The 26331-nt window shown below is 41.5% G+C and carries 21 protein-coding genes and 1 pseudogene; 21 read left to right on the top strand and 1 reads right to left on the bottom strand.

The features are described from left to right. Positions 1-123: 123 nt before the first annotated feature. The 19 genes from esaA to P5Y91_RS06955 all read left to right on the top strand — a co-directional run bounded on the left by esaA (position 124) and on the right by P5Y91_RS06955 (position 20908). Positions 124-3147: a type VII secretion protein EsaA gene (gene esaA / locus P5Y91_RS06865; protein WP_277839184.1), complete on the top strand. Its 3024-nt coding sequence runs from the start codon at positions 124-126 to the stop codon at positions 3145-3147. Then, positions 3144-3599 (top strand): type VII secretion protein EssA, encoded by a 456-nt coding sequence (essA, locus tag P5Y91_RS06870; protein WP_024054630.1) that lies wholly within the window; start codon positions 3144-3146, stop codon positions 3597-3599. The genes esaA and essA overlap by 4 nt, the downstream gene beginning before the upstream one ends. Beyond that, the gene (locus P5Y91_RS06875; protein WP_003013697.1) at positions 3600-3842 is read left to right on the top strand and encodes an EsaB/YukD family protein; all 243 of its coding nucleotides are present in this window, start codon (positions 3600-3602) and stop codon (positions 3840-3842) included. A gap of 1 nt (position 3843) precedes the next feature. Beyond that, the gene (gene essB / locus P5Y91_RS06880; RefSeq protein ID WP_277839185.1) at positions 3844-5133 is read left to right on the top strand and encodes a type VII secretion protein EssB; all 1290 of its coding nucleotides are present in this window, start codon (positions 3844-3846) and stop codon (positions 5131-5133) included. Positions 5134-5136: 3 nt separating this feature from the next. Continuing rightward, positions 5137-9552: a type VII secretion protein EssC gene (essC, locus tag P5Y91_RS06885; protein ID WP_277839186.1), complete on the top strand. Its 4416-nt coding sequence runs from the start codon at positions 5137-5139 to the stop codon at positions 9550-9552. Between the two features lie 7 nt (positions 9553-9559). Then, complete coding sequence (locus tag P5Y91_RS06890; protein ID WP_201087759.1) at positions 9560-9994, top strand: hypothetical protein; 435 nt, start codon at positions 9560-9562, stop codon at positions 9992-9994. 71 nt (positions 9995-10065) lie between these two features. Beyond that, the gene (locus P5Y91_RS06895; protein WP_277839187.1) at positions 10066-10443 is read left to right on the top strand and encodes a hypothetical protein; all 378 of its coding nucleotides are present in this window, start codon (positions 10066-10068) and stop codon (positions 10441-10443) included. A 52-nt stretch (positions 10444-10495) separates the two neighbouring features. Further along, the gene (locus tag P5Y91_RS06900) at positions 10496-10843 is read left to right on the top strand and encodes a hypothetical protein (protein WP_201087761.1); all 348 of its coding nucleotides are present in this window, start codon (positions 10496-10498) and stop codon (positions 10841-10843) included. Continuing rightward, entirely contained in the window at positions 10840-11502 is a 663-nt protein-coding gene (locus P5Y91_RS06905; RefSeq protein WP_201087762.1) for a hypothetical protein, read from the top strand. The genes P5Y91_RS06900 and P5Y91_RS06905 overlap by 4 nt, the downstream gene beginning before the upstream one ends. 1 nt (position 11503) lies before the next feature. Further along, positions 11504-12022, top strand: a complete 519-nt coding sequence (locus P5Y91_RS06910; protein ID WP_201087763.1) for a hypothetical protein — start codon at positions 11504-11506, stop codon at positions 12020-12022. A 7-nt stretch (positions 12023-12029) separates the two neighbouring features. Continuing rightward, a complete protein-coding gene (locus P5Y91_RS06915; protein WP_277839188.1) occupies positions 12030-14438 on the top strand; it encodes a hypothetical protein in 2409 nt (802 codons plus the stop codon). Next, positions 14416-15075 (top strand): DUF6572 domain-containing protein, encoded by a 660-nt coding sequence (locus P5Y91_RS06920; RefSeq protein ID WP_277839189.1) that lies wholly within the window; start codon positions 14416-14418, stop codon positions 15073-15075. Before P5Y91_RS06915 ends, P5Y91_RS06920 begins: the two co-directional genes overlap by 23 nt. A 608-nt stretch (positions 15076-15683) precedes the next feature. After that, positions 15684-16295 (top strand): hypothetical protein, encoded by a 612-nt coding sequence (locus P5Y91_RS06925; RefSeq protein WP_277839190.1) that lies wholly within the window; start codon positions 15684-15686, stop codon positions 16293-16295. 3 nt (positions 16296-16298) lie between these two features. Continuing rightward, positions 16299-16685: a hypothetical protein gene (locus P5Y91_RS06930; RefSeq protein ID WP_277839191.1), complete on the top strand. Its 387-nt coding sequence runs from the start codon at positions 16299-16301 to the stop codon at positions 16683-16685. Positions 16686-16700: 15 nt separating this feature from the next. Continuing rightward, positions 16701-17033 (top strand): hypothetical protein, encoded by a 333-nt coding sequence (locus P5Y91_RS06935; RefSeq protein WP_277839192.1) that lies wholly within the window; start codon positions 16701-16703, stop codon positions 17031-17033. Then, the gene (locus tag P5Y91_RS06940) at positions 17030-17698 is read left to right on the top strand and encodes a DUF5081 family protein (RefSeq protein WP_277839193.1); all 669 of its coding nucleotides are present in this window, start codon (positions 17030-17032) and stop codon (positions 17696-17698) included. Before P5Y91_RS06935 ends, P5Y91_RS06940 begins: the two co-directional genes overlap by 4 nt. Continuing rightward, complete coding sequence (locus P5Y91_RS06945; protein WP_277839194.1) at positions 17689-18129, top strand: hypothetical protein; 441 nt, start codon at positions 17689-17691, stop codon at positions 18127-18129. Before P5Y91_RS06940 ends, P5Y91_RS06945 begins: the two co-directional genes overlap by 10 nt. After that, complete coding sequence (locus P5Y91_RS06950) at positions 18130-20337, top strand: hypothetical protein (RefSeq protein ID WP_277839195.1); 2208 nt, start codon at positions 18130-18132, stop codon at positions 20335-20337. Between the two features lie 16 nt (positions 20338-20353). Next, positions 20354-20908, top strand: a complete 555-nt coding sequence (locus P5Y91_RS06955; protein ID WP_277839196.1) for an alanine acetyltransferase — start codon at positions 20354-20356, stop codon at positions 20906-20908. Between the two features lie 210 nt (positions 20909-21118). On the opposite strand, the pseudogene P5Y91_RS06960 reads toward P5Y91_RS06955, so the two are convergent. Further along, positions 21119-21354: pseudogene (locus P5Y91_RS06960) on the bottom strand (helix-turn-helix domain-containing protein); the annotation flags it as partial. A gap of 67 nt (positions 21355-21421) precedes the next feature. On the opposite strand from P5Y91_RS06960, the gene P5Y91_RS06965 reads away from it, so the two are divergent. Continuing rightward, positions 21422-21685, top strand: coding sequence for a type III toxin-antitoxin system ToxN/AbiQ family toxin (locus tag P5Y91_RS06965; protein WP_277839198.1), 264 nt, complete (start codon positions 21422-21424; stop codon positions 21683-21685). Between the two features lie 177 nt (positions 21686-21862). Then, positions 21863-26257, top strand: coding sequence for a PolC-type DNA polymerase III (locus P5Y91_RS06970; RefSeq protein WP_277839199.1), 4395 nt, complete (start codon positions 21863-21865; stop codon positions 26255-26257). The last annotated feature ends 74 nt before the right edge of the window (positions 26258-26331 follow it).

Below are 26331 nucleotides of genomic sequence, written 5' to 3' on the forward strand. Positions count from 1 at the left end.
TGGAGGTGATCTTACTTCTTGTAGGTAGATCACCCTTTTGTCTTTTGATATATAGAAAATAGGGGTTAGATTCTTAATTCCTAACCCCTATTTTGTATCTATGAATTAGAAAAAGGAAAAGGTATGGAAGTTAAAAATAAAAAATGGTTAAAATACATCGGTCAGAGTGCGGTTGTGCTCCTTTTGATGGGATCTGTAGTGGGTCTTTATACGACGGTTCAAAAGGACCAAAAGCAAAACGAAGCCAAGACCGTGCAAACGACAGAAAACACCAAGCTCAACATTGCGGTTGTCAATGAAGACAAGGCGGTCAAACTGAATGATAAAGAATACAACCTTGGGGCTAGCTATGTAAAGAATATCGAACGGGATAATTCACAAAACTGGTCTGTACTCCCTCGTGGAGCCGCTGAGTCAGGGCTTGCAGATGGCAAGTACCAATTGATGATTGTCATTCCAAGTGACTTCTCAGAGAAGGTCTTGGAAGTGAACGCGGTTAATGCAGAGAAGACAACGGTGACGTATAAGGTCAATGCGGCTGGAAATTCTCAGGTTGAAAACGAGGCCAATAAAGTCGCTAAAGATATTGTTTCAGACTTGAATAGCCAGTTGGTTGATATGTATATGGTTAGCATTTTGAGCAACCTTTATACAGCTCAGAAGAACGTGGAAACAAGTAACAAAATCCAATCGACCAACATTGGTTCATACCGAAGCAACTTGCTGGATTCGGCCTTGGATTCCAAGAATATCTTTCCAAGTCTCTATAGCTTGTCTACGTCTTCTGTCGAGTCGAATAATGCCTTGAAGACAGTCCTTGAGTCTTATACACAGGCTTTTGATCAATTGACCCAATCTCAGGATCAGTACGGTCAAAACTTCGACACATTGATCAAGCAACGCTCTGAGGATAAGATCAGCCATGAAGAGTTCATGAACCAGCTGATGTCTATGAACCAGTCTGTTGTCAGTGAAAAGACCCAAGAGTTGTATAAGAATCTACAACAAAACCAAGAAGCGATTACTAAACAATTGAGTCAACCAGCTGAAACCGAAGGAGATGCTTCAGGTACCAAGACCTATGCAGGCTTGACAAAAGATGTGAATGATCGTGTGGCAGACCTTGAAAAAGGGATCAAGGCAGAACGCGATAAACTGGATGAGCATGAAAAGAACATCGAGTCTTCTGTAAAAGTGAAGATATTTGACTACTATGGTCTAAAAGAAGGAGACAAAGTCACACTTCGTACCTTGCTTGGAAAGAAAAATATCGAAACCATCAGTAAGGCTCGTAATAAAGCAGATGATGACATTCGTCAAGCAATTGAAAAACTTCCGTCTTTAGATCCTGCTAGTCTTAATCTGAATAAGTATGGAAATCTCAACGTAGCGATTGATTTTGATAGTGCTTTTGCTGGTACGAAGGGGCAGGCAAAAGGGAATGCCGATGACTTGAAACGATTGGCTGCTGAAGTGGATGCTAAATTAACGGCAGTTGCGAATGTTCTCAATGCTAAATCTGGGAAACAGAAAGTTAGTATTCATGTCCCTGCAGGGGTCAAGGTTGATACTTGGACCTATGATGGACAGACTTATGCAGGTAGCGGCGAGCAGGAAGTCGAACTGAAAGATGGCAAACAAATCCAAATTCACCTCGCTGAAGATGGGGGAACTATGCCAAGCGCGATTGATGTTGAAGTTCTTGTGAATGGGGTTTCTTCAACCAGTGTGACCGTATCTGCAGAAGATTTGAAAACAGCGGTTGCTAACTATGCATCGAAAGCTAGTGAAATCGCCCTGGATTATCAACGTGCGGGAGCATTGATCGATGCCTACTATCCAAAAGATGACAAGGGAGATCGTCATTCGCTCTATGATCCGATCGAAGATATGGATTTGACAGATGCTTTGGTCGATGTCGTGAAGGCTGCCGTTTCAAGTAACATGAAGGATTACCGTAAGAGTATTGAAACGGATGAATCTGGGGATGCAACGAAGAGTGTGAAAGCCCAGTTAGATGGTACACTTAAACAGTTGCAAGACTTGGGACCACAATTGCAGGCAAATCTTCAAGCAATCGAAAACACCAACAAGGATCTAACCCAAAATATCAACGATCAATTGAAGCAGTATGCAGACCTTCAAAAACGCCTAGAAGCTATCTCATCTGCACAAGAAACAGTGACACAGGCTCAAACCAAGACCGATGCAGATTTGTCAGCTCTTGGTTCTGAATACACGTCATTATTGAGCTCGACAGAAGGCGTTAAGAGCTCATCTCGTAGCAATGTAGAAGCTGCTAACTCTACCAATGAAATCTTTAGCCAATTGAACAAAGAATTGGAAAAAGCCCAAGGCAATACAGAGAAATTGTCTAGCAATGCAGAGAGCTTGATGGGTGAATTCGACAAGGAATTGTCTGAAAATGGGAACTTTGTCGAAGCCTTCCGTAAGGTCTTCAACAATGCCTATGAAAACGGAGTGCCGAATGAAGTCTTGCTCGACTTCTTGTCAAATCCAGTTGCAGAGAAATCTTCTTCTGTGAAAGCGACTATCAACGTCTACCGTCCATTTATCTGGATCTTTATGTTGGAAGTCTTGAGTCTCTTTACAGCTTATCTCTTTGCGACGCAACCAATCATTCGCAAGGTTAAGGATCGTTTCAAATTGGATCGTTTGCAAGAATCAGATCTCTTGTCTGTCGGTGTCCTTATGGGACTTTCTCTCATCCTTGGACTGGTGATCGGAATGATTTCAAGTATTCAACTCTCTGTTGGTCGTGAATATGTACCTTCATGGGTATTCTTAGCGGTTCTAGCAAGCTTTGTCTTGGTACAACTACAATACCTTCTCTTGAAACACTTCCGTGTGATTGGAATGGGACTGGCCTTCTTCATGTTGATCAGCTATGTCTACCTATCAAGCGCGATCGGAACGACCGCGACCTTGTCAGGCCTTCCAGCACTGGTGAAAAATGTCAACCTCCTTTCTATTTTAGAAGGACAGTTTGCGGGTTACTTTGATGGACAAACAGCCGGTATCGGCGTCTTCTTCGGATTGTTGGTCTTCTTCGGACTTTTGGCGGTTGCCAATATCTTCATTCCTAAGAAGTTTACTCAAACAAAGGAAATTGAATCAAGCTTATGAAAAAAATGATGTATCTTCTCTTTGTCTTAAGTCTCTTGCCAGCGGTTGTTGTTTCTGCAGATGATTTTATTGATAATCGTCTGCAGGTCAACAACTCACGTCTTGAGACAGAGCAGGAAAAGACACTTGGGGGCCAATTGGATGCGACTGAGTCTCTTTTCAATGAGAAGGATCAGAAAAAATTAGCAGATGAAAAACGCAAGCAAGAGAAACAATTGACCGATTCAGACGGCCAGTTGTTTTCTGCTATAAAGGGAAAGAAAAAAACAGGGCCTGAAGCGGACCTATTCCAGCCTGAAAATCAAAAATTATCTAAATTCGAGTCCAATGTGGAGGACAATTCGGCCAGCTTGTCGGATTTTATTCCAGCCTTGCAAATGCTGGCTTGGAGTGCTCTTCTCTTTGGGATTGCTGGCTATATTTCCTATCGAATCTATAGAAAAGAGGCCTAAATGGACCAACATATCAATGTCACCTTCCGTATGAATGGTGCAAGCCATGACCTCCGAATCCCAACAAGGATGGAGGTGCGACGCTTGATTCGCGAATTGGATCAGATCTTTGGGTCTGCCATGGAACCTAGAAGCAAGTATCAGTTGCGCGTGGTAAATAAGGGCATCTTGCTAGATGAAGGCAAGGTGGTACAGGAGTATCCGATCACAAGTGGTGATCTGATCGAGATAGAGGAGTGGTAAGGTGAAAGAAGAACAATTTACACTGGAAGAACAAGTCTTCCGTTTTGAAAAAGAAGAAACGAGCTGGCGGCTGGACCTTAAGCGTTCAGAAGTGGATAGCCAGGATTTACGCAATTTATGGATTTTGGATCTCCATCATCCCTTGTTTTTAGAGCAAAGCATGACAGCGGATCAAGACCAGATTCATCTGACCTATCAGACAGATGCTCTAGGCTTGAGTGCAGAAGAAATTCAGGCATTACCGGTTTCAGACCGTTTGCGTCTAGCCATTAATGTCTTAGATTTGGCGCCAGCCTTGGAGCTTCCGGTGACCTTTATGTTGCATCCCATCAATTTGTTTGTGACCAAGGATGCGCAAGTCAAGATTGCTTATCGCGGGGTTCCGGGAATGATGGTGCCACGCAAGTGGGATCAGGTTGAATTCTTGCGTCAGGCCAAGTGCTATGCGGTCACTCTTTTTGGGGACTGGGATTTCATGGAGCTCTATCAAGGGACACTCGAATTAGAAGATCTACCTGATTTCTTGGTGGAAATCCGTGATGCCGCTAGCTTAGAAGAGATGAAAGTTCTCTTAGAGAAAGCCTACCAAGAACGCAAGGAAGAGGAAGAAAAGACCTTGACCTTGGTTTCGAGTCGTCAACACCGAATCTTTAAGTTGGCAACAGTGTGGCTTTCCGCTGTAGTGGCCCTCTTACTCTTGCCTTTGATTTATTTGGTCTTTTTCCAAGCACCCTTTAAAGAAAAGTTGCTTCAAGCGGATACAGCCTATCTCAAGGTAGACTATACCGGTGTGATCGATGAATTGGAGGGAGTAGCTCCAAGCAGTCTTCCAACGACACAGAAATATGAGTTGGCAACGTCTTATTTGCAAGGCTTGAATTTCTCAGAAGATCAAAAGAAGGTCATCCTTAACAACGTCACGCTCAAATCAGACAGTCTCTATCTCCACTACTGGATCTATATCGGCCGTCATGACTTTACCCAAGCGCTGGATACAGCCAAGCGGATCGACGATTCAGACTTGATCATCTATGCCCTTCGTAAAGAAATCAAGGCGACACGTGATAGCGAAAAACTCTCTGGTGAACAGCGCGAGAAGAAACTCTCTGAGCTAGAGGGCGAATACAAGAAATACTGGGATGCCCGCTCTAAACTCTTGGAAGCAGAGACAGATGAAACCAAAGCTTCCACTAGCAGCTCAACAACGGCTTCGTCTACAGAAGGTTCCTCAACAGAAAGCTCGTCTTCTACAACTGCAAGCTCGACTGAGTCTAGCGACCACAAGGAGTAGTCTATGAAAAAACGTATCATACTCTATAAAAAAGGTTTTCGCTATGAGCTAGCGCTAGAAGAGGGAAAAACAGCGACCGTATCGAATCAAGAAACAGCTCAGTTGACCCTGGCTTCGCAAGAAAATCCACTTCATTTCCAATGGAGTCAAGGAGAAATCTTCTACCAGTATGGTGAAGACAAGGGTGTGCTTGAAAATAGCAAGATCCTTGGGGACGTGGTCTGCTACTTGGCGACAGGAGAAGTCCATACCTATGAACTGTTAGACAAGGAAGAAATCCTCGTAGCAGATGAAAAGGGTGCCGATGTGCGCTTGCACTATCCAGTACGCTTTCTCCTTGTGAAAAAAGAGCAGACCTGGACTTGCCAGCTCTTATCCGGAAAACTCTACCATAACCACAAACTCGTCAGTGAAGCGACTTTTCCACTGGCCTTTGGGGATGAACTGGCCATTGGAGATGTGACCTTTAAGCTCTATCCAGAAGAATTTGGCGTGGAAGGGGCTGTCGAAGTGAGTCCTTATCTGGTGCCACGCTTGCATTCACGCTATGACTTCTACAAGGACTATCCAGAGTACCACCGGTCTCCGCGGATCATCTACCGGAGTTCGGAAGACAAGATCTTGATCAATCCTCCGGGAGCGGAGCCTCAAAAGCCATCAGATGAACTCTTGAAGTTGATCATGCCACCCCTCATCATGGTTGGGGTGACCCTCTTGATCACCATTTTCCAACCGCGGGGACTCTATATCATCGCGACGGTATCCATGTCTGTGGTTAGTGTGATCTTTTCTGTTCAAGGATTCTTCAAGAATCGTAAGAAATACAAAGAAGACAAGAAAGAGCGCGTGGAGCTCTACCATCTCTATCTCAAGGACAAGGCCAAGGACTTGGAACAGCTATCTCGGAAGCAACGAGAAGGCATGTTTTACCATTTCCCAGCGATCGAAGATTTGACCAAGATGGTCAAACGCTATGACTCACGAATCTACGAAAAAACACCGCTTCATTTTGACTTTTTGGCCTATCGTTTGGGCTTGGGCAAGGTTCCAACCAGCTATGAGCTCAAATATGGTCAGGAAGAGCGCAGTGGGAAGAAAGATGCCTTGGAAGAAGAAGGCTATGCTCTTTTCCAAGCTCATCAAAAGATCGATAATCTTCCGATTGTAGCCAGCCTCAATCGTGGACCAGTAGGGTACGTCGGTCCTCGTCCTATCGTGCTAGAGCAGTTGCAACTCCTGGTTGCCCAATTGGCTGTCTTTCACTCTTACCATGATCTGACCATCATTCCGATCATTCCAGAAGAAGAAAAAGAAAGCTGGGATTGGATGCGCTGGTTGCCTCATGCAACTCTGCAAGACATGAATGTCCGTAGCTTCGTCTACAATCAGCGGACACGCGATCAGGTCTTGAACAGTCTCAACCAGATCCTCAAGCTCCGCAAGGCGCAAAAAGAGGAAGAAAAAGCCAATGATACCAAGATCTTCCACCCGCACTATGTGGTCCTCATCACTGATGAAACCTTGATTTTGGATCATGTCATCATGGAGTTCTTCCGTGAGGATCCGACAGAGCTAGGCTGCTCCATCATCTATGTGGCAGACGTGCTTTCATCTCTTTCTGAAAATATCCAAACCGTTATCTCCATCAAGGACCGCAACCAAGGACAATTGCTTTTGCAAGAAGGGGTTCTTCGTGAGCTTGACTTTCAATTGGATCACTTCCCTGAAGACTATGACAAGGAAGCCATCTCGCGTGGCCTTGCTCCACTGAAGCATATCCAACAGCTCAAGAGCTCAATTCCAGACTCGGTGACCTTCCTTGAAATGTACCAAGCAGAAACTTTCAATGACCTCAAGGTCTTGAGTCGTTGGGAGAGCCATGCCCCTTACCAAAGTTTGGCAGTGCCGATCGGTCTGCGCGGGAAGGATGATTTGGTCTACCTCAATCTCCATGAAAAAGCTCATGGTCCACACGGTTTGATCGCAGGGACGACTGGTTCTGGTAAGTCTGAAACCATTCAGTCTTATATCCTGAGCCTTGCCGTCAACTTCCACCCACACGATGTGGCTTTCCTCCTCATCGACTACAAGGGTGGGGGAATGGCCAACCTCTTCAAGGATCTGCCTCACTTGCTTGGAACCATCACCAACTTGGATGGTGCCCAGTCTATGCGGGCCCTAGCCTCTATCAATGCGGAGATCCATCGTCGGGAGCGTCTCTTTGGACAATATGGGGTCAACCATATCAACCAATACCAAAAGAAATTTAAACTCGGTGAAGCGACAGAACCGCTTCCTCACCTCTTCTTGATCAGTGATGAGTTCGCCGAACTCAAGGTCAACCAACCAGACTTCATCAAGGAGTTGGTCTCTATCGCGCGTGTCGGGCGTTCCCTCGGGGTACACTTGATCCTTGCGACGCAAAAACCTTCTGGGGTCGTGGATGACCAGATCTGGTCCAACTCCCGCTTCAAGCTAGCCCTCAAGGTGGCTGACCGTGGGGACTCCATGGAGATGCTGCGGACGGCAGATGCTGCTGAGATCACCCAGACCGGTCGTGCCTACCTCCAAGTCGGGAATAACGAAGTCTATGAACTCTTCCAAACCGCTTGGTCTGGAGCAGATTACCAGCCTGAGAAGGACCAGCTAGGGATCGAAGACCATACCATCTACTTGATCAATGAACTGGGCCAATACGAAGTCCTCAACCAAGACCTCTCCGGTCTGGATATGGCAGAAGAAATCAAGGAAGTGCCGACAGAACTGGATGTCATCGTGCAGGAAATCAATCACTTGCACCAACAAGAAGGCATCGCAGCTGTGGCCCAACCATGGTTGCCACCGCTCAAAGAGCGGATCACGCTGGATGAGTTGGACAAGGTCGTGCCGATCGAGGCTTGGCAAAAACGGACAGCTCCAAGCGTCCTGATCGGGGTCGCCGATATCCCGCAAGCGCAAAAGCAAGAAGCAGTCGCTATCGATCTGTCAAAAGATGGGAATATCCTCCTTTACGGAAGTCCAGGTACAGGAAAGACCACTTTCCTTCAGACAGCCGCAATGGATCTAGCTCGCAAGCAGAGCCCAGAAAATCTGACCATGTACCTGCTTGATTTCGGAACCAATGGTCTAGCACCCCTGACTCAATTGCCACATGTGGCTGATAGTCTGCTGCTCGATCAGACGGAGAAAATCCAGAAATTCATCCGGATTATCAACCGCGAGTTGGATCGCCGCAAGAAGCTCCTCTCTGAGCATGGGGTCGGCACCATCGCCCTCTACCGTGAAGTGACCGGCAAGCAAGAGCCAACCATGGTCATCCTCATGGATAGCTATGAGTCTATGAAGGACGAGCCTTATGAGACAGACCTCTTCAAGCTCTTCATGCGGATCTCCCGTGAAGGTCTCAGCATTGGTGTGCACTTGATCATCACAGCTAGCCGTCAGAACAACCTACGGGCTCAGCTCTATTCAAACTTCAAGCACCAGCTAACCTTGCCACAAAATGATATCTCTGAGATCCGTGGTATCGTGGGAGCAACGCCACTTGCGGCTACCATGGAAGACATCAAGGGACGGGCACTCATGAAACGTGACGAAGTCGATGTCGTCCAGTTCGCCCTACCAGTCGCAGGAGACAATGATATCCAAATCATCAACAACCTTCGCGATCAAGTCCAAAGTCTCAAAGAGATGTGGACAGGCCACACACCAGCAGGAATCCCAATGGTGCCAGATGAGTTGACAATTCAGAACTTTATGAGTATGCCAACTACTAGAAAAGTAATTGAAGATCATAGACTACCAGTTGGTCTTGAATTAGAAGAAGTTGAAACAATTGGACTTCCAATGAAGAAACTGAAACACTTGATGTTGCTCTCTGATAAAGATAGTTCATTGTCACTTGTTACAAAACATATGATTCGGACAGTTATTGAAACTGTTTCAGGTCATAAGGTCACAATATTGGATCCAACCGATGAATATAAAACATTCGTTGCGAGCGTTAATAACTATGTTCCGTCAACATCTGATTTTAAATCTGTTATTGAACAATTACAAAGTCAAGTTCAATATGCACGACAAAATGGTGGCGACTTTGAACATTATATCTTTATCACCGATATGGGACAATTTGTATCAGAAAGTGGAGTAGACACGAATGATATTGCTCAATTAATGGAAGAGGGGCTTAAGGTAGGATTACACTTTGTATTCAGTATGCATAAGAACTTTATTTCCGCTTACAATGACACTGCTAAATATTTGAAGTCCCAACTAGATACAGCTTTGATTGCTATGAAGATGTCGGATCAGACTATCTATACTCGGACAAGCATTGGTCGTGAGGAAGCTTTGCCAGAAGATCAAGTATACTTACACTATCAAGCATCTCAGACGAAATTGAAGATTACGAAATGAGAAAAAAATGGATAAAAAATTCGAAGAAATGTCTTTTGATGAACTTAAACTTTATCGTAGAGAAGGTCTATGGAGATCAATTGGTATATTGTTCCTAATTATAATTGTGATTCTAGGCATGATCCTTATGGAAGTTAATCATGTTGCTTATTCTAATAAATATCATTTTAGAGTTATAGGATTTGTTATAAATTTAGGGTTGTTCACTTATTTACGTCCCATATTTGCTGCCAATCAAATTATGAGACAGCATCCAGACTGGATTAGACAATCTGGTATTACTGCTAAAATTCCTTTACCATGGGATTGGCATTTAAAAAGGTTACTTGTACTTGGTTCTAGTTTGTTGGTGATTATTGTCAGTTTTGCTTTTCTTTACAAACCTCAAAGTGAGTTTAGAACTTCTACCAATGCACCAAATGCGATCTTTAAAAAAGAATAAGAGACTGTTCATCTGTTCAATTTCAACTATTTAATTGAGAGAATTTCGTAAAATAAAAGAGGTGAAAAACAATGGCTAAATCAAAGGAAAGAGAAGCGCAACTTAAAAAGAATATTGAAAACAATACGGCTCTAAAAAGCAAATATGAGCGAGTTAGGAAGTCGATAGAAAGTCACAATTTACATTTTTCAAATGAGTTTAATCATATAAATGCCTTTATAGAGATTGCTAAAGATACATTGAGTAAAATTGATGGAAATGTTGGATACGGCTACTTGTCAAATTTTAGAGAAAAATTGGCAACGGAGATTAAAACATTGGAAGAATATCGTAATCACGTCCAACAATCGGCTAGTTCGTTTAAACGTATGTATGAGACTTTGGAGACTTATATTACCTCGCTCGATATTCTTATTACTAATGATAAAAATGAATTAAAGGCAAAGTAGGTTTTTTGATGAATATTATTATCTCTAATTGCTCTTATGAAAGGAGTTTGGTATGGCAGATGTAATGAATACTTGGATCAATGATAGTAGTGGTTCTTGGGGAAGTGCTGAAACAATAAAATATGACAGTAGTAATTTAATTAATATTAAATTGGATTTATATAGTGCAGTTTTCCAGCTTGAAGAGGTTAAAACTCAAATAGAAATTATGGAATCATACGAAGCTCAATGGCAAGGTGAAGCGAAACAAACGTATCTTGATTTAAAAAATATTTTAAAACAGTATTGTAATGATTATATGAATAGTGTTGAAAAATTGAAGATATGTGTGATAGGTTTAGATAGCTTATTAGATCAAATCCCCCTAGCAGATGTAATAAAGGAGATAGATCAGGTATGACCAAATTAACTCTTGAAGCACTATATACATTGCACTTGATGAATGACTATTCTAATGATTTGCCTTTTATCCCATTGCCTCCACTTAACTCAGATGAGAATAGAAAATCACAGCTACAGAAGGTGTTACAAAAGGGCTATAAAGATTTAGAGGCTTTGGAACTTGTTAAAGATGGTCAACCAACACCTGAATTCGTAGTCTATGGATATTTTTTAGACTTGTACGCCAAAAGTTCGTATCATTTTCAAATAGACAGTAATTATTATTGCGCTCCTGGTATTGATCAGGGGAAGCGAATGGTAGTGATTATTAAAAAAATTGCTGAGGGTGAATTTATAATTGATTATTTTAACACCATTGCTCTGTTAAGCATTCTTATGGAAAACCATGAAATTTTACATAATTTAAATGAAAAGAAAAAAAATTATTTAAAAGCTGAATGGGAACCATACGCTTATATGAAGTTGCAATTTTATTATAAAAATTCAAAAATGATACGGTTGATGACAGAGGAATTGGGAAAAATCACAGGAGATGTCCTCTTCTTTAATACTGATAGTGGTTTATTTGAATATGATTTAATGCGTGAAAGAATTCGTTCAGTATCAGCTGATGAGTTAAAACACACACTGATTAAAGGTATGAAAGTGAGAGTGTAAAATGGCAAAATCGAACTTACAAGGAATAAATACAAGTGATGGTGCTATTGGGATAGAGTTGAATGAACAGGAAGAGTTGATCCTAAAAGCTAATAATATAGTGATTGCTTGTAGGCAAGCTATTTCACATATATCTGGCGCAATTACCGCTCTACCAGATGTAAGCAGTGAAGGTATTTTTAAACAGTATATATCGAAAGACAAGGATTTAAATTTCTATACCGTGAAAGCTCAAGAAATGGAAACATTGGCAAGTATTCTCCACCAACATGCAGTTGATACTTATAAGGAATTTGTTGATATGGACAATATTCAGGCGATACAAATTGCCAATTTTATTTTGAATGCGAAGGCACCTCTTACGTCACCTATTTCTGCTGAACAACAAAAGGAACTATCGAATACACAAGCCTATATTCGTAAGAACCCGAAGGAATCTTTTGAGAAAATCAAAGATGCTTTACAGGGTAAGCCGGTCTCTACTGACCAAAGTAACCCTGAATCTACGGAACAAGAATGAGGTAAATATGACAAAATACTATTCTAATCATCCAGATTTTAGTGCAGGATTACAAGCTAGTTCGATGACTGGTTCAGTCAGTTATGCCAGATCTCAAGTGACCAATGCTTTATCAGATATTAAGGAAGTTACAGAAGTTGTCCAGAATGAAGGGCTGTCTTTTCTCTATAGTCCAGTAGGGGATGCGGAGCTAGGAAAGGAGATGCCAGAAATAACATTTGCTACTTCTTACGATAAAGTTGAAAAAATGCTGAATTTGGCTACACGAATTCATAGTGAAGTGTTGGAGAGAATCGATAATAAATTTACGACAGGAATTGATGCCAGTTTAGAGTCGTTAAATAGTGTCAATGGAAGTAACAATCCTTATACAACTACTCATCTTTCCTATCAAGTAATAAAAATGAAAAGTGAAACTCAAGGAATAGCAGGCACTGAAACCAAGTACTATACCTTAGCAGAGTTGCTAGATTACCAACAGAGTCCGATAGCAGCAACAAAAGAAGTTTATCTAAAACGTGTGAGTGACTTACGTAAAATATTCGAAAAACAACATCTTGATGATGGCCCCGTTTATTTAAGTAACAAGACAGATGAAGAATTATTATCCATGTTTTTTAAGTATCAACAAGCTGGGAATTATAGCTCACTTAAACATTTTCAGTGGCAAGAGGATAATAAAGCATGGTTGGAGCCTCTGGAAGCATATCTGGGTATCGGTTTAATTGTAGTTTCACTTATTGCAAGTGCAGTTTCATTTGGAGCAGCAAGTCCAGGAGTTGTAGCAGGAGCTACCCTTGTTGCGTCGGGAGCAGGTACATTAGGGTTAGCGTATGAAGCTACTTCAGGAGGATATGCTGCAGCAACAGGACACACTATGCTTGCTGGAACTGAACTTGATACAGATGATAGAATATGGGCTGGTGTAGAGACACTTTGGACACTTGGTACACTTGGTTTAGGAAAAGGTTTAAAAGCAGCAGGAGTTACTGATGACATTATCAATGCTGTTAATAAAACAGGAAATGGAATAGGAGATGGAGTTGGTTTACTACATACGGGGTATGATTATGTGGTGAAGGGTGAAGATCCAACTATGTCTCTAATTGGTTTTGGTATTGGCAAACTAGGGGGAGCAGGATTGGCACGTGCTCAAAATAAATCACAAAGTATAAATGTATTGACAAATACAGATGAGTCACCTCTATTTTCAACTAATAATACTGAATTGGAATATCGAAATTATGTTGATAGAAAGTTAAAGAGTGGCAGCGAACCGTTATCCATAACCGAGTGGCTTGAAAGAAGTGATATAGCCAACCAAAATCTTACAAACAATAATGATTTTTCCACTGGTAGTATTGCTAATGTGGGCGAAATGCCACCATTTAAAATTAAAAATACTGAATTGGAATATCAAAATTATGTTGATAGAAAGTTAAAGAGCGGCAGCGAACCATTGTCCATGTCTGAGTGGCTCAAAAAACATGACATATCCAAACAAAATTTCTCTACCTATGAGGCCTTTTCAGGTAATAGAATTGAAGAATTTAAATTAAACAATAACGATGTTGAAACGAATATTACAGTTAAAACTCATAACGCGGATGGTAAAGACCAAAAGATTCGATTGAAAGCTATTGGATTTGATGAGTCAGGAAATATTCGAATTCAAGATTATACAACTGCAAAAGATGGTCTACCAAAGAAACGTCAAGAAATTCTTGACAATTTATCGAAATATGGTGGAGAAGTTGTTGGTGCAGGTAAAGGAAAATTTGCTGGAGGGACTGAAATTCCAAAAGGAACCAGAATTGATATCATCAGTGGTAGTTCCCAGTTCTCGCCTGAATGGCAGACCTACTTAAGCGAATTTCCGAAGGCAGATTTGAGTAGCGCTCAAATAAAATCTATCACTGCTATTAAACCAGATCCGGAAAATGGAGTCTTACGACCTAATCCAGAAGTTTATCTTTCAAAAGAGTATTTAGAACAACATAAACGACTGTTTGATGGTGGAGTAGCGGCCTTTGTCAAGGATAATGAAAATATTATAAGATACAATCAGTTTGGCAGAGATGATGGAGCATTTGTTTTTCCTAGACATGTAGCGGATGCTATGATCAAAGAAGCTAATGGTGATGCTAGAAAGTTAGAAGCTTTATTAGGATTAGACCCTGGTAGCCTAGGAGATTCTCCTAAAATGGTAGTGCCACAAGAAGTTCATAATTATAGAATTCCCGACGGAAATGAAGAAGGTTCACGCGTAAACCCACAGTGGCGTCCAGGAGGGAAAACATATCTAGGAGGAGTTCCTGAGGCAGTTATTGATAAAGTTCCAATAGATAAGTTAGACCTAATTGAAATTTGGGAAAACGATAAAGGAGATAAGAATGGAAACAATTCACGTAAGTGAGAAGGATGTGTTAGAAATTTGTCAAGATGGAGATAAATATTTCTTGCGCTATCCAACGTTTAATATTACCATGCCAGAAGTTGTTAAAGAAATTCCGAAAGAAGCAGTGGACAGTTATTTGGCAGGTGAGCATACAGGTCAAGAGTTGATGAATTATGCTCATTATGGTTTCTGGAAATCTAAAAATCAATATACAAAAGATGAATCTACTAAGCTCTTCATTGAAAATAATCCATCTGTAATTTTAAAAAACCCTGAGCACAGTAAGCGATTATTCTCTGTAGATGAATTTCGTACATTGGTAAAACAAGCTGTCTCTTTGGAGTTGAAACCAACGGAACTGGATGCAATTGGAACAGTAGGCAATCATTTGGAACTTCTTCTTGTAGATCCTCTTGACTGGCAGGAGGAAATAGAAGGAGTTCACCTGGAAATGCTCCAAGAAAAACTCAACAACTACATCTACTTCCTCGAAAGCAAGCAGTATGTGGAGCGATATGGTGATAAGTTTGATAAAAAAATCATCCATATCACATTCCAGTATTCCCCATCTGATAATGGATTGGCCTTTCTTGCGGCGGTTCAGAAAGTGTTACAACCGACGGATATGAGTTTGAAGATAGAATTGCCGGAGTAATTAGAGGTGATGAAAAGCGCCTTTTCATAATCAATAGGAAATTGTAAAGAACTAACACTAAGAGAGAACGACCATTTCTCTCTTTTTAACTCTCTAAGCTCTCTCCATTTAGTGATTATTTTGATCATCAAACTAATTTTCGGTATAATAGTAGTATTTAATTGATCTATTGTCATTTTTCTGAAGGATATGTCATGAATAGCTATCTCGTGTGGAATTGCGCTTCTAAAGCAAATTTAACAAAGGAAGTGTGCATGACAAAATGGTAGTGAAATTAAACATTGTATCTTTGATCATGAGATGGATAGATTTGTAGCAGAATGAGGGGGAGAGGCAAATAATACTACTCTGTTAATGAAAGAAGGGCTTAAATGTAGGTTTGCATTTTGGAGTTAGTATACAAAAGAACATTATTTCAGCTTATAATGGTACAGCCAAGTATTTGAAGTCCCAAATAGATCCAGCTTTGATGCCCTTGAATGTATTGGATCAGACTATCTATAATCGGACAAGTATTGATCGTGAGTTAGTTCGGCCAGTAGATCAAGTAAAACTATACTATCCAGCTTCTCAGACGAAGTTGAGGATTATGAAATGAGGAAAAAGAAATGTCAAAAGAAATTTATTTACAAATGAAAAAACAACTGCGAATTTGGACTACAATTAATATCATCATTGCCTTGATTGCTATTATAGGAGGGATCCTTGTTATTATCAGTAAATCACGCCATATTCCTTTTTTACTGATGACGCTTGGAGCACTTACTTTAATGAACCAGGTGTTGATTACGCCTGCTTTTAAAGCAAAGAAAGAAGCTGAGGAAGAACATCCGGAGTGGAAGGAATTATCTATTAAGGGTGTTGAAATACCTGTGGAAGATATGCAGAAGGGGATTATAATATCGGCTGTTGCTCTTTTAACAGTCATTGTAGGATTCTTCATGTTTTATAGGCCTGTCCCAAAAACAGATATAGGTTCAGAGATTATAAGTAATAATAGGGATGTAGAATCTGTAACGGATGAGAGCGCAGAGGAACCTAAGGAGAAATCGACAACACCTTCTTCAGTTATATCTGAAGAAGAATTTAAAACTGGTCAAGAAATTAAAGAAAGTATTGAGTCAAATTCAACCTCTGATAAATCATCCTTAGATATTAATAAAGCACATGATATTGCAGAAAAAGCAAAACAGCAAAATTGGTTGAAAGTGAAGGAGTAAGTAATGAGTGATGCAAGTTTGAAAGCACAAATTGATAGTGATATAGCGGAAAGAAAAAAATATATAAGAGTAAAAAATGCGATTAGTAACCATGGGCTAGATAAGGATATTTCACTAAAACACTTTACGAAATATATTGATGAATGTAAAGATGCAATTAAAAAGATTGATGGAAATGAAGGATATCATTATCTTTCAACTATGAAAACAAAACTACAAAATGATAAAGATAAGATCAAAGAATTCACGGATTTTGTGAGAGATGCGAATACCTCATATAAAAATTTATATAGTACTTTGACTGCCAAAATCGCTGCATTAGATAGTTCAATCAGTAGTAATAAATCAAAATATAATAAGGGAAAACCTTTTTGGGAATGGATTTGGTGATGAAAGGAAAAACGGATGGATACAAATATTAACTCTATAGACTCTACCTATGAAAGTTCTACTGTTGAGTATGATGATAGTAATATAGCGGCAATTGAAAATGAATTGATAGAGATTGCCAACCTATTTAATTCGATAGATGCTGAGATTACTTCACTAAAAGGACTTGAAAAAGAGTGGAAGGGAAAAGCAAAAGACCAGTACGTAGAATTGCGAACATTTCTTGAAACTTATCGTGCTGATTTTTTTAACAATATCCAAGATTTTAAAACAACAATTTACGGTCTTGAGGGGCTTCTCTCTTCAATTCCTTCATCAACAGTCATAAAGGAGATTGACGGAGCATGATGTTTACGTTAGAAGCTTTATATGCGCTACATATGTTTAATGATCATTCAAATGATATTGCTTTTCTTCCTTTGCCTGCCAAAGAAGGTGAAACTAGAAAAGAAGCTTTATTGAGAATAGTAGAAAAGGGTTTTGAAGACCTATCGAATATGGAGTTGATTGTAGATGGGACACCTACGGAAGAATGCATACAATATGGTGCTTATCTAGATGAGTATGCACAAGCTAATTATCATTGTAATGTCAATCAAATGTTTTTTTATTCTCCTAATGTAGATGAGTATGACAGGATGGCAATTATTCTCATTCAAAATGATGAAAATGAGTTTTTAATTGATCGCATGGGTACAGCTATATTCTTAGCCTCTTTAATATCACTTTATCCGATCCTACAAAATGTAGACGCTAATCAAAAAGATTATCTGCATTCAGAATGGGAAGCAGAAGCTTATTTAAAACTAGTTTTTCATCATCCAAATGATGATGCACTTCGTATTCAAATTAATGATTCGTCACATAATGTTCAAGACAGACTATACTACAGGAGTGACCAATATTTATATGAATATGATATGGAGAACCAGACTCGCAGATCTATTAGTGGTGAGCAGTTTAAGAAACAATTAATTCAGAAATTAAAAGTGAAGGGAGAATTATGGGAGTAGATATTAAGTTGGTCTTGTCTGATCAGGAACAATTAATTTATCACTGTATGACAATAGTGGAGTACGCAAGTCAAATTACTGCAAAATTGAGTCATATTAGCTCAACTATCTCATCGTTATCTTCTCAAGGGGCATTTCATGATTTAGTCGCAGGCCGCTCGGCAAATAATGGTTTTGAAAACTATGTTTTAAAGGCACAAGAGTTTGGAACATTAGCAGAAGTGTTGTGGCAACATGCGCAGAATACCTATGATGGAATGGTTGATGTAGATAAGGTTATGGCGACTTATGTAGCCGGGTTATTTTTGGAATTACCAACAACATCTCAAGAAGATAAGAATTATATAAATAATAATCCGAAAGAAGCCGTTCAACAAATTCAAGATGATATTAAGGAACAGGAGAAAGAAGGAAGCGAAAAGGGGAATTAGATGAGCAAGTATTACTCAAATAAAAGCGACTTTTCTGAAGCAGGTTCGAATTTACAATCTGGTGGTGGAGGATCTACTAGCAGTGTCAACGCATATAGCAATTATGTCAGTGGTGGCTATCCTAGTGGTGGATCTAGCAAATCAATGAGTCAGCTTATCAACGATATTGAGGAAGTGGCTAAAACTGTTACCAGTGAGGGCGTGGCAGATCTTTATGTGCAAACCGGTGAGGCGGCGTTAAATGTTACTAAAAATAGTGATGAATTTGATAAAGCTACGACCCGAGTCTCTAAGATACTAAAAAGTGCTCAGAAAATTCATCAAAATATTATGCAGAATATTGATAGTAAGTTTACACTTGGTATTGATAAAGTGCTGGAAGGTTTGAATAAAATAAATGGATCGGAATCAAAATATAAAACAAAGAATTTAACAAGAACTGAACACAATTATAGACCCGTTAATGGGAATATATGCGCTCCTACCGCGTACTACGATGATAAGAAAGAAGTTCCTTATTCTTTATCAGAAATCCTTGATGGGAAAGCCTCTCCCATTAAGGCGGCAAAAGATGTCTACAGTAAACGTCTAGAAGCTGTAAAAGAATCTCTGAAGCATAAGGATAAAATGACAGATGAGCAACTCAAGCAAATTAAAGGAAAGAGTGCAGAGGAAGTTCTTGAATTAATGTATCCGAAAGAAATTCCGGACTACCAAAAACTAAAAGCAAGTCGTTATTATGAGGAGCATAGAGAAACTCTTCAAAAAGTTGATACAGGTATCAAGATACTTGCCTGGGTAGCAGCTGTAGGAGGAGTTGTGCTCTCTCCTTTTACTGGTGGAGGCTCTTTAGTACTTACTTCTGCCTCGACGGCTTATCTTGCTACAGATAGTGCCTACTCAGCATTCACAGGTCATACAATGATCACAGGAGATCGGCTGTCTACTGAAGAGAGAGTATGGGCCGGAATTGATGCAGCATCAGTCGTATTGTCTGCAGGAGCTGGATCCTATTTAATGAAATTGAGAAAAGCTGGGAAAGCTGGATCTACTCTATTAAAACTTGCCTCGCATGCAGATGATGTAAATGATGCATCTAAAGTGGTTTATGCATTTGCTACTGATAAAGATCCCAAAGCAGCTATCGGAAATCTGGTGATGGGACAAGCACAAGGTTTCGCTGCAAAGAAAGCGGGAGGCCTCTTAAACGGGAAATTTGGTAAGACGAATGCTACTGACGTACCTGACATACCAACAAATTCTACGAAACAGCATATTGAAGTCGATAGTTCGGGATTAAATTCTAAGAAGCTTAAAATTGATCCAACAGTTGTTCATCAGAAGAAAAATCCTAAATTAGATCTGAAAATAGAACCAACTGTAAAAGCAGATTTGGCATCGACTCCTAAACCTCATGTGGATGTGGAAACATCAAAAATTAAACCAGTTGAAGCAGTGGCTGGAGCAGCAACTGTAGTTCCAAAATCCAAGAAACCAGATATTGATGTGTTGACAAAATCGAAAGATTTATCTACTATAAAGGGTGAATCGGTTGATCAGGTAGGAACAGTTAAGCCGAAGGTTGATTTGGATGTTCCAGAGGTGAAAGATGTCCACGATGTCGAAGCGCCGAAGTATAATAAAGAACAGATTCTGCAGAAAGACTTAAGACCATATACTGGCGATTTGATGGATCCAATTGAAGCTAAGAGATATAGCGGTTATTGGCGTAGTAAAGGGATGGGATCTGAAGAAACATGGCAAGACTTTAAAAAGAATATACCAAATGGGACAATTGACGATTACAATAAGATTTTGTATGAGCAAGATCCATGGCCACTAAATGTAAAACCTTCTTTTAAAATTCTTAAAGGAGGAGATACATTTGAAATGGCAATGGCTCCACGCAGTAAACAGTTGGATACATGGCCTGGAAATTTTGCTACAGATATAAATACAATATCGGACAGACAATATGTTAGAGATAGATTGGCAGTAAAATATAATTGGAAACCTGATATTGATAGAGTTGTCCAATATAGAGTTAAAGAAGGGAGTGAAATACCTGCAAATGTAGGACCTATTGGACCTCAAATAGACTTAGAAATCAACAGGTATTTGCCAGGTGGTCCCAATCAGATCGAAATGTTGATGGGGAGAGAAAAAATGAATTATTTAGAGATAATTGGAATTCGTAACATAGAATAGGGAAAGGATACTTTATATGAGAGTTAGATATACTGACCAAAGTGTTAAGTGGGAGAATAATGGAGAAACTATAGAAATTCACATAGAAAATATAATATTTGCAGACTTTGATAAAGATAAAAATGTTATTTTTATTGGAGTTGGAAAAAATTTTACTGCATCAGATTTTTACTATTACTCTATAGACGGGGTGTTAATATTCCAATATCATGATTCGACGGACATTATTTCCTGGGGATATAATCAAGAGTATGAACTAGAGATTCCTTATAAAGAAACAGTCTCTTTCTATCCTAATCAAAAACTGATTTTAGTTATTTATAGAACCTCGTCTAAACAAACTTCAGTAACTGAAATGAAAATATTTGATTTATTTGGCAATCTCATTTATAAAGCCGAATCTCCTAAGGGTTATACTATGGCTTATGTCACAGATGTTCTCAGTAACCAAATAAAGGTTGTTTGCGATGCAGTCATTGAGGAGAATAGAGATTCCTACGGTCGCGATCGTTTTCATTTCCTATTAAATCTAGATACAGGTAAATGGACAAAACTTGGTTTAGCATACTAAGATCTAAACTAGAGTCTTACCTTATCCTGTGGGATAACAAGTATCCAATCATGAACCGAAATATTCAGCCTGAATGGCAAAGCAAGACCATTCGATTTTCTTATGATCTGATGTTAGTATGATTTTATGGACACGTTTTGGTAGAATAGTATCTAACCAAAGGAGCCAAAAATATACCAAAGAGTTCAAGGAAACAATTGTTCGATTGCAGGAGGATTTTAAACCCTTCTCAATTTCTTTTTCAGCTTGGGTGTCAAACGAGACTTCCGACCCTTTTGCTTAGCTCTGTGGTCGTACTGTTCCGGTGCTAAGGCTGCGGAATATCCATTTTGGCATCGTCTTAATTCTCTTGAAATGGTAGACTTATGGACGCCAAGTTTACTTGCAATTCGGCAAGGTTTCAAACCTAGTTCTAAGTAGGTTTCTATCTTTATTCGGTCGGTTATGGAAAGATGGAGTAGCTCATAGTTTTTCCTCGGGTTCTGTTTGTGTGGTTACTTACAGTATACACCAATGAAAGGCTATGAGTTTTTTTGTTGCACTATATTTTACAATTTATCAAAAGATAAACAATACGCAATACTATTATCTAAACAATATGATTTAGTAAAAAATAATATAGAAAAGATAGTTGCTCAAGCCATAAAGGTTTATCACATGCGAGTAGGGGTAGGAAAGCTATCAGATTTGAATCCGTACCAAGCTTTAATAAAGAATCAATGTTGTGATTTTCAATTATTAGAATTAATGAAATCAAATTATGAAAAACGACAATGACACAATAAGTATGTGAATCACCGTCCTATCGGTGATTTTTTCGTCTTCACTTCTCCCTCGAATTAATCCTTAAATTGTGATAAAATAAGGGTTACGAATGTTTTTGAATGGTCTGTTTTTGCTTAGAAAGTAGGCTACTCAAAAGCGAGCAAAAGAATCAAGATCAAGGGAGAAACAATGTCCAACACCTATGAAATTTTAATGGATCAGCTGGATATGCCGCTGGAGATGCGATCTTCCAGTGCCTTTTTGCATGCGGAGATTCAAGAAGTCGTGGTGCACAAGGTCAGTCGGATTTGGGAGTTCCGCTTTGCTTTTGCGGAAGTCTTGCCGATTGCTTTGTTTAAGGAATTGCGCCAGCGCTTGAAGGATGAATTTTCAAAGACAGGAAACCAGGCCACCTTTACCATCCAAGTGGCCAATCAGGATTTTTCTGCGGATTTATTGCAGGCTTACTATCGTGAGGTCTTTGAGGAAGGCCCTTGCGCTAGTCAAGGCTTTAAGGGGCTCTACCAAGACTTGCAGGTGCGCGCAGAAGGGCAGGAATTGATCATCTCAGGGCCTTCTTCGGTTGATACGGAGCATTTCCGCAAGAACCATTTGCCTAACCTTGCCAAGCAGTTGGAAGCCTTTGGTTTTCCGCATTTCACCTGTCGGGTGGAGTCTGATGAGGAGTTGACAGAGCAAGAAGTGGCGCGCTTTGAGGAGGAAAATGAAAAGATCTTCCAAGTGGCCAATGAAGAGACCTTGCGGGCTATGGAATCCTTGGCCCAGATGGCTCCGCCACCTGCGATTGAAGAAAAGCCGGCCTTTGATTTCAAAGCTAAGAAGGCTGCGGCTAAACCTAAGCTAGACAAGGCCGAGATCACTCCGATGATCGAGATCACAACGGAAGAGAACCGGATTGTCTTTGAGGGTGTGGTATTTGACGTGGAGCACAAGGTAACACGGACCGGTCGGGTCTTGATCAGCTTTAAGATGACCGACTATACTTCTAGTTTTTCCCTTCAGAAATGGGTCAAAAATGAGGAAGAAGCCCAGAAGTTTGACATGATCAAGAAGAACAGCTGGCTACGGGTGCGGGGAAATATCGAAATGAACAATTTCACGCGCGATTTGACCATGAATGTCCAAGACATCCAGGAAGTCGTCCATTATGCCCGCAAGGACCTGATGCCAGAGGGCGAGCGCCGGGTAGAATTTCACGCGCATACCAATATGTCGACTATGGATGCCCTGCCGGAAGTCGAAGAGCTGATCGCCAAGGCAGCTGAGTGGGGGCATAAGGCGGTGGCTATCACTGACCATGGCAATGTGCAGAGTTTCCCGCATGGCTTTAAAGCAGCCAAGAAGGCTGGGATCCAGCTGATCTATGGGATGGAAGCCAATATCGTAGAAGATAAGGTGCCCATCACCTATAACGAGGTGGATCTGGACCTCAATGAAGCGACTTATGTGGTCTTTGACGTGGAAACGACAGGACTGTCAGCCATCTACAATGACTTGATTCAGGTCGCTGCTTCTAAGATGTACAAGGGCAATGTCATTGAGGAATTTGACGAATTTATCGATCCGGGCCATCCTCTGTCCGCCTTTACGACCCAATTGACAGGGATCACCAACAAGCACGTCCGGGGGGCTAAGCCCTTGGTGCAGGTCTTGAAGGAATTTCAGGCCTTCTGTGAGGGAACGGTTCTCGTTGCCCATAATGCCACCTTTGACGTGGGCTTCATGAATGCTAACTATGAGCGTTATGGCTTACCAAAGATTACCCAGCCAGTCATCGATACGCTGGAATTTGCCCGCAACCTCTACCCAGATTTTAAACGGCATGGCTTGGGACCATTGACCAAGCGCTTTGGAGTAGGCTTGGAGCACCACCACATGGCCAACTACGATGCGGAAGCAACGGGACGCCTGCTCTTTATCTTCATCAAAGATGTCGCTGAAAAGCATGGGGTGACCAATCTCAAGGATCTGAATATCGATTTGATCGATGAGAATTCTTATAAGAAGGCCCGGGTCAAGCATGCGACTCTCTATGTCAAGAATCAGACCGGCCTTAAGAACATGTTTAAACTGGTCTCTCTTTCTGGGACCAAGTATTTCGAAGGAGTTCCACGGATTCCAAAGACCGTGCTGGACGCCCACCGCGAGGGCTTGATCCTCGGATCGGCCTGCTCAGAAGGGGAGGTCTTTGATGCGGTCATGTCGCAAGGAGTGGATGCGGCGGTCGAAGTGGCCAAGTACTACGACTTTATCGAGGTTATGCCACCGGCTATCTATGCGCCCCTCATTGCCAAGGAACAGGTCAAGGACATGGAGGAGCTCCAGACCATTATCAAGAGCTTGATTGAGGTGGGAGATCGCCTTGGCAAGCCCGTTCTTGCCACAGGGAATGTCCACTATCTGGAACCGGAAGATGAGATCTATCGGGAGATCATTGTCCGCAGTCTCGGTCAAGGGGCCATGATCAACCGGACCATCGGGCATGGAGAAGATGCCCAGCCAGCGCCACTTCCTAAAGCGCATTTCAGAACCACCAATGAAATGTTGGATGAATTTGCCTTTTTGGGAGAAGAATTGGCGCGTCAGATTGTTATTGAAAATACCAATGCACTAGCAGAGACCTTTGAGCCTGTCGAAGTGGTTAAGGGCGACCTCTATACACCCTTTATCGACAAGGCCGAAGAGACAGTTGCCGAGTTAACCTATCAGAAGGCCTTTGAGATCTATGGTAATCCGCTCCCTGATATTGTCGATCTGCGGATTGAAAAGGAATTGACCTCTATCTTGGGGAATGGCTTTGCCGTGATTTATCTGGCATCGCAAATGCTGGTGCACCGTTCCAATGAGCGGGGCTACCTGGTTGGATCGCGTGGATCCGTTGGATCCAGCTTTGTCGCGACCATGATCGGGATCACCGAGGTTAATCCGCTCTCGCCTCACTATGTCTGCAGCCAGTGCCAATACAGTGAGTTCATCACAGACGGTTCTTATGGATCTGGTTTTGATATGCCAGACAAGGATTGTCCAAACTGTGGCCACAAGCTCAGCAAAAATGGGCAGGACATTCCCTTTGAAACCTTCCTTGGTTTCGATGGGGACAAGGTACCCGATATCGATTTGAACTTCTCTGGGGAAGACCAGCCGAGCGCCCACTTGGATGTTCGTGATATCTTTGGGGAAGAATACGCCTTCCGGGCAGGAACAGTAGGTACGGTTGCGGCCAAGACAGCCTATGGGTTTGTCAAGGGCTATGAGCGTGATTTTGGCAAGTACTATCGAGATGCCGAGGTCGAACGTCTGGCCCAAGGTGCCGCTGGGGTGAAGCGGACGACCGGTCAGCACCCGGGGGGGATCGTTGTTATTCCAAACTATATGGATGTCTATGACTTTACTCCGGTCCAGTATCCGGCAGATGATGTGACAGCTGAATGGCAGACCACCCACTTTAACTTCCACGATATCGATGAGAACGTCCTCAAGCTTGATGTCCTGGGACACGATGATCCAACCATGATTCGGAAACTTCAAGACTTGTCAGGCATCGATCCAAATGATATCCCTATGGATGATCCAGGTGTCATGGCACTCTTTTCTGGGACCGATATCCTAGGAGTGACACCGGAGCAAATCGGGACTTCAACCGGTATGCTGGGGATCCCAGAGTTTGGGACCAACTTCGTTCGGGGCATGGTCGATGAGACCCATCCGACGACCTTTGCGGAGCTTTTGCAGCTCTCTGGTCTGTCTCATGGTACCGACGTGTGGTTGGGAAATGCCCAAGACTTGATCAAGGCGGGCATTGCTGACCTATCAACCGTTATCGGTTGTCGGGATGACATCATGGTCTACCTCATGCACGCAGGGCTCGAGCCTAAGACGGCCTTTACCATCATGGAGCGCGTGCGGAAAGGCATGTGGCTCAAGATCTCAGAAGAAGAGCGCAATGGCTACATCCAAGCCATGAAGGAAAACAATGTTCCTGAGTGGTACATCGAGTCCTGTGGGAAGATCAAGTACATGTTCCCCAAAGCCCATGCGGCGGCCTATGTTATGATGGCCCTTCGTGTGGCCTACTTTAAGGTGCATCAACCTCTCTATTATTACTGTGCCTACTTCTCGATTCGGGCCAAAGCCTTTGACATCAAAACCATGGGGGCTGGCCTTGAGGCCGTGAAAGCTCGGATGAAGGAGATTGCTGAGAAACGCAAGAACAATGAAGCTTCCAATGTGGAGATCGACCTCTACACCACCCTTGAGATTGTCAATGAGATGTGGGAGCGCGGCTTCAAGTTTGGCAAGCTGGACCTCTATCGCAGTCAGGCGACAGAATTCTTGATTGATGGGGACACCCTCATTCCGCCATTTGTCGCGATGGATGGTCTAGGAGAGAACGTTGCCAAGCAAATCGTGCGGGCGCGTGAAGAAGGAGAATTCCTTTCTAAAACAGAACTCCGTAAGCGCGGCGGTGTCTCTTCAACCCTGGTTGAAAAGATGGATGAGATGGGCATTCTTGGTAATATGCCAGAAGACAACCAGCTCAGTCTCTTTGATGATTTGTTTTGATGGATAAATGATTTTTATTCAAAAGAATTAGCCACTCTTAACTACAGATTCATATGAATTTGTAGTTTTTTAAA

The sequence above is a fragment of the Streptococcus taoyuanensis genome, assembly GCF_029589235.1.
Classification (GTDB): Bacteria; Bacillota; Bacilli; order Lactobacillales; family Streptococcaceae; genus Streptococcus; species Streptococcus taoyuanensis.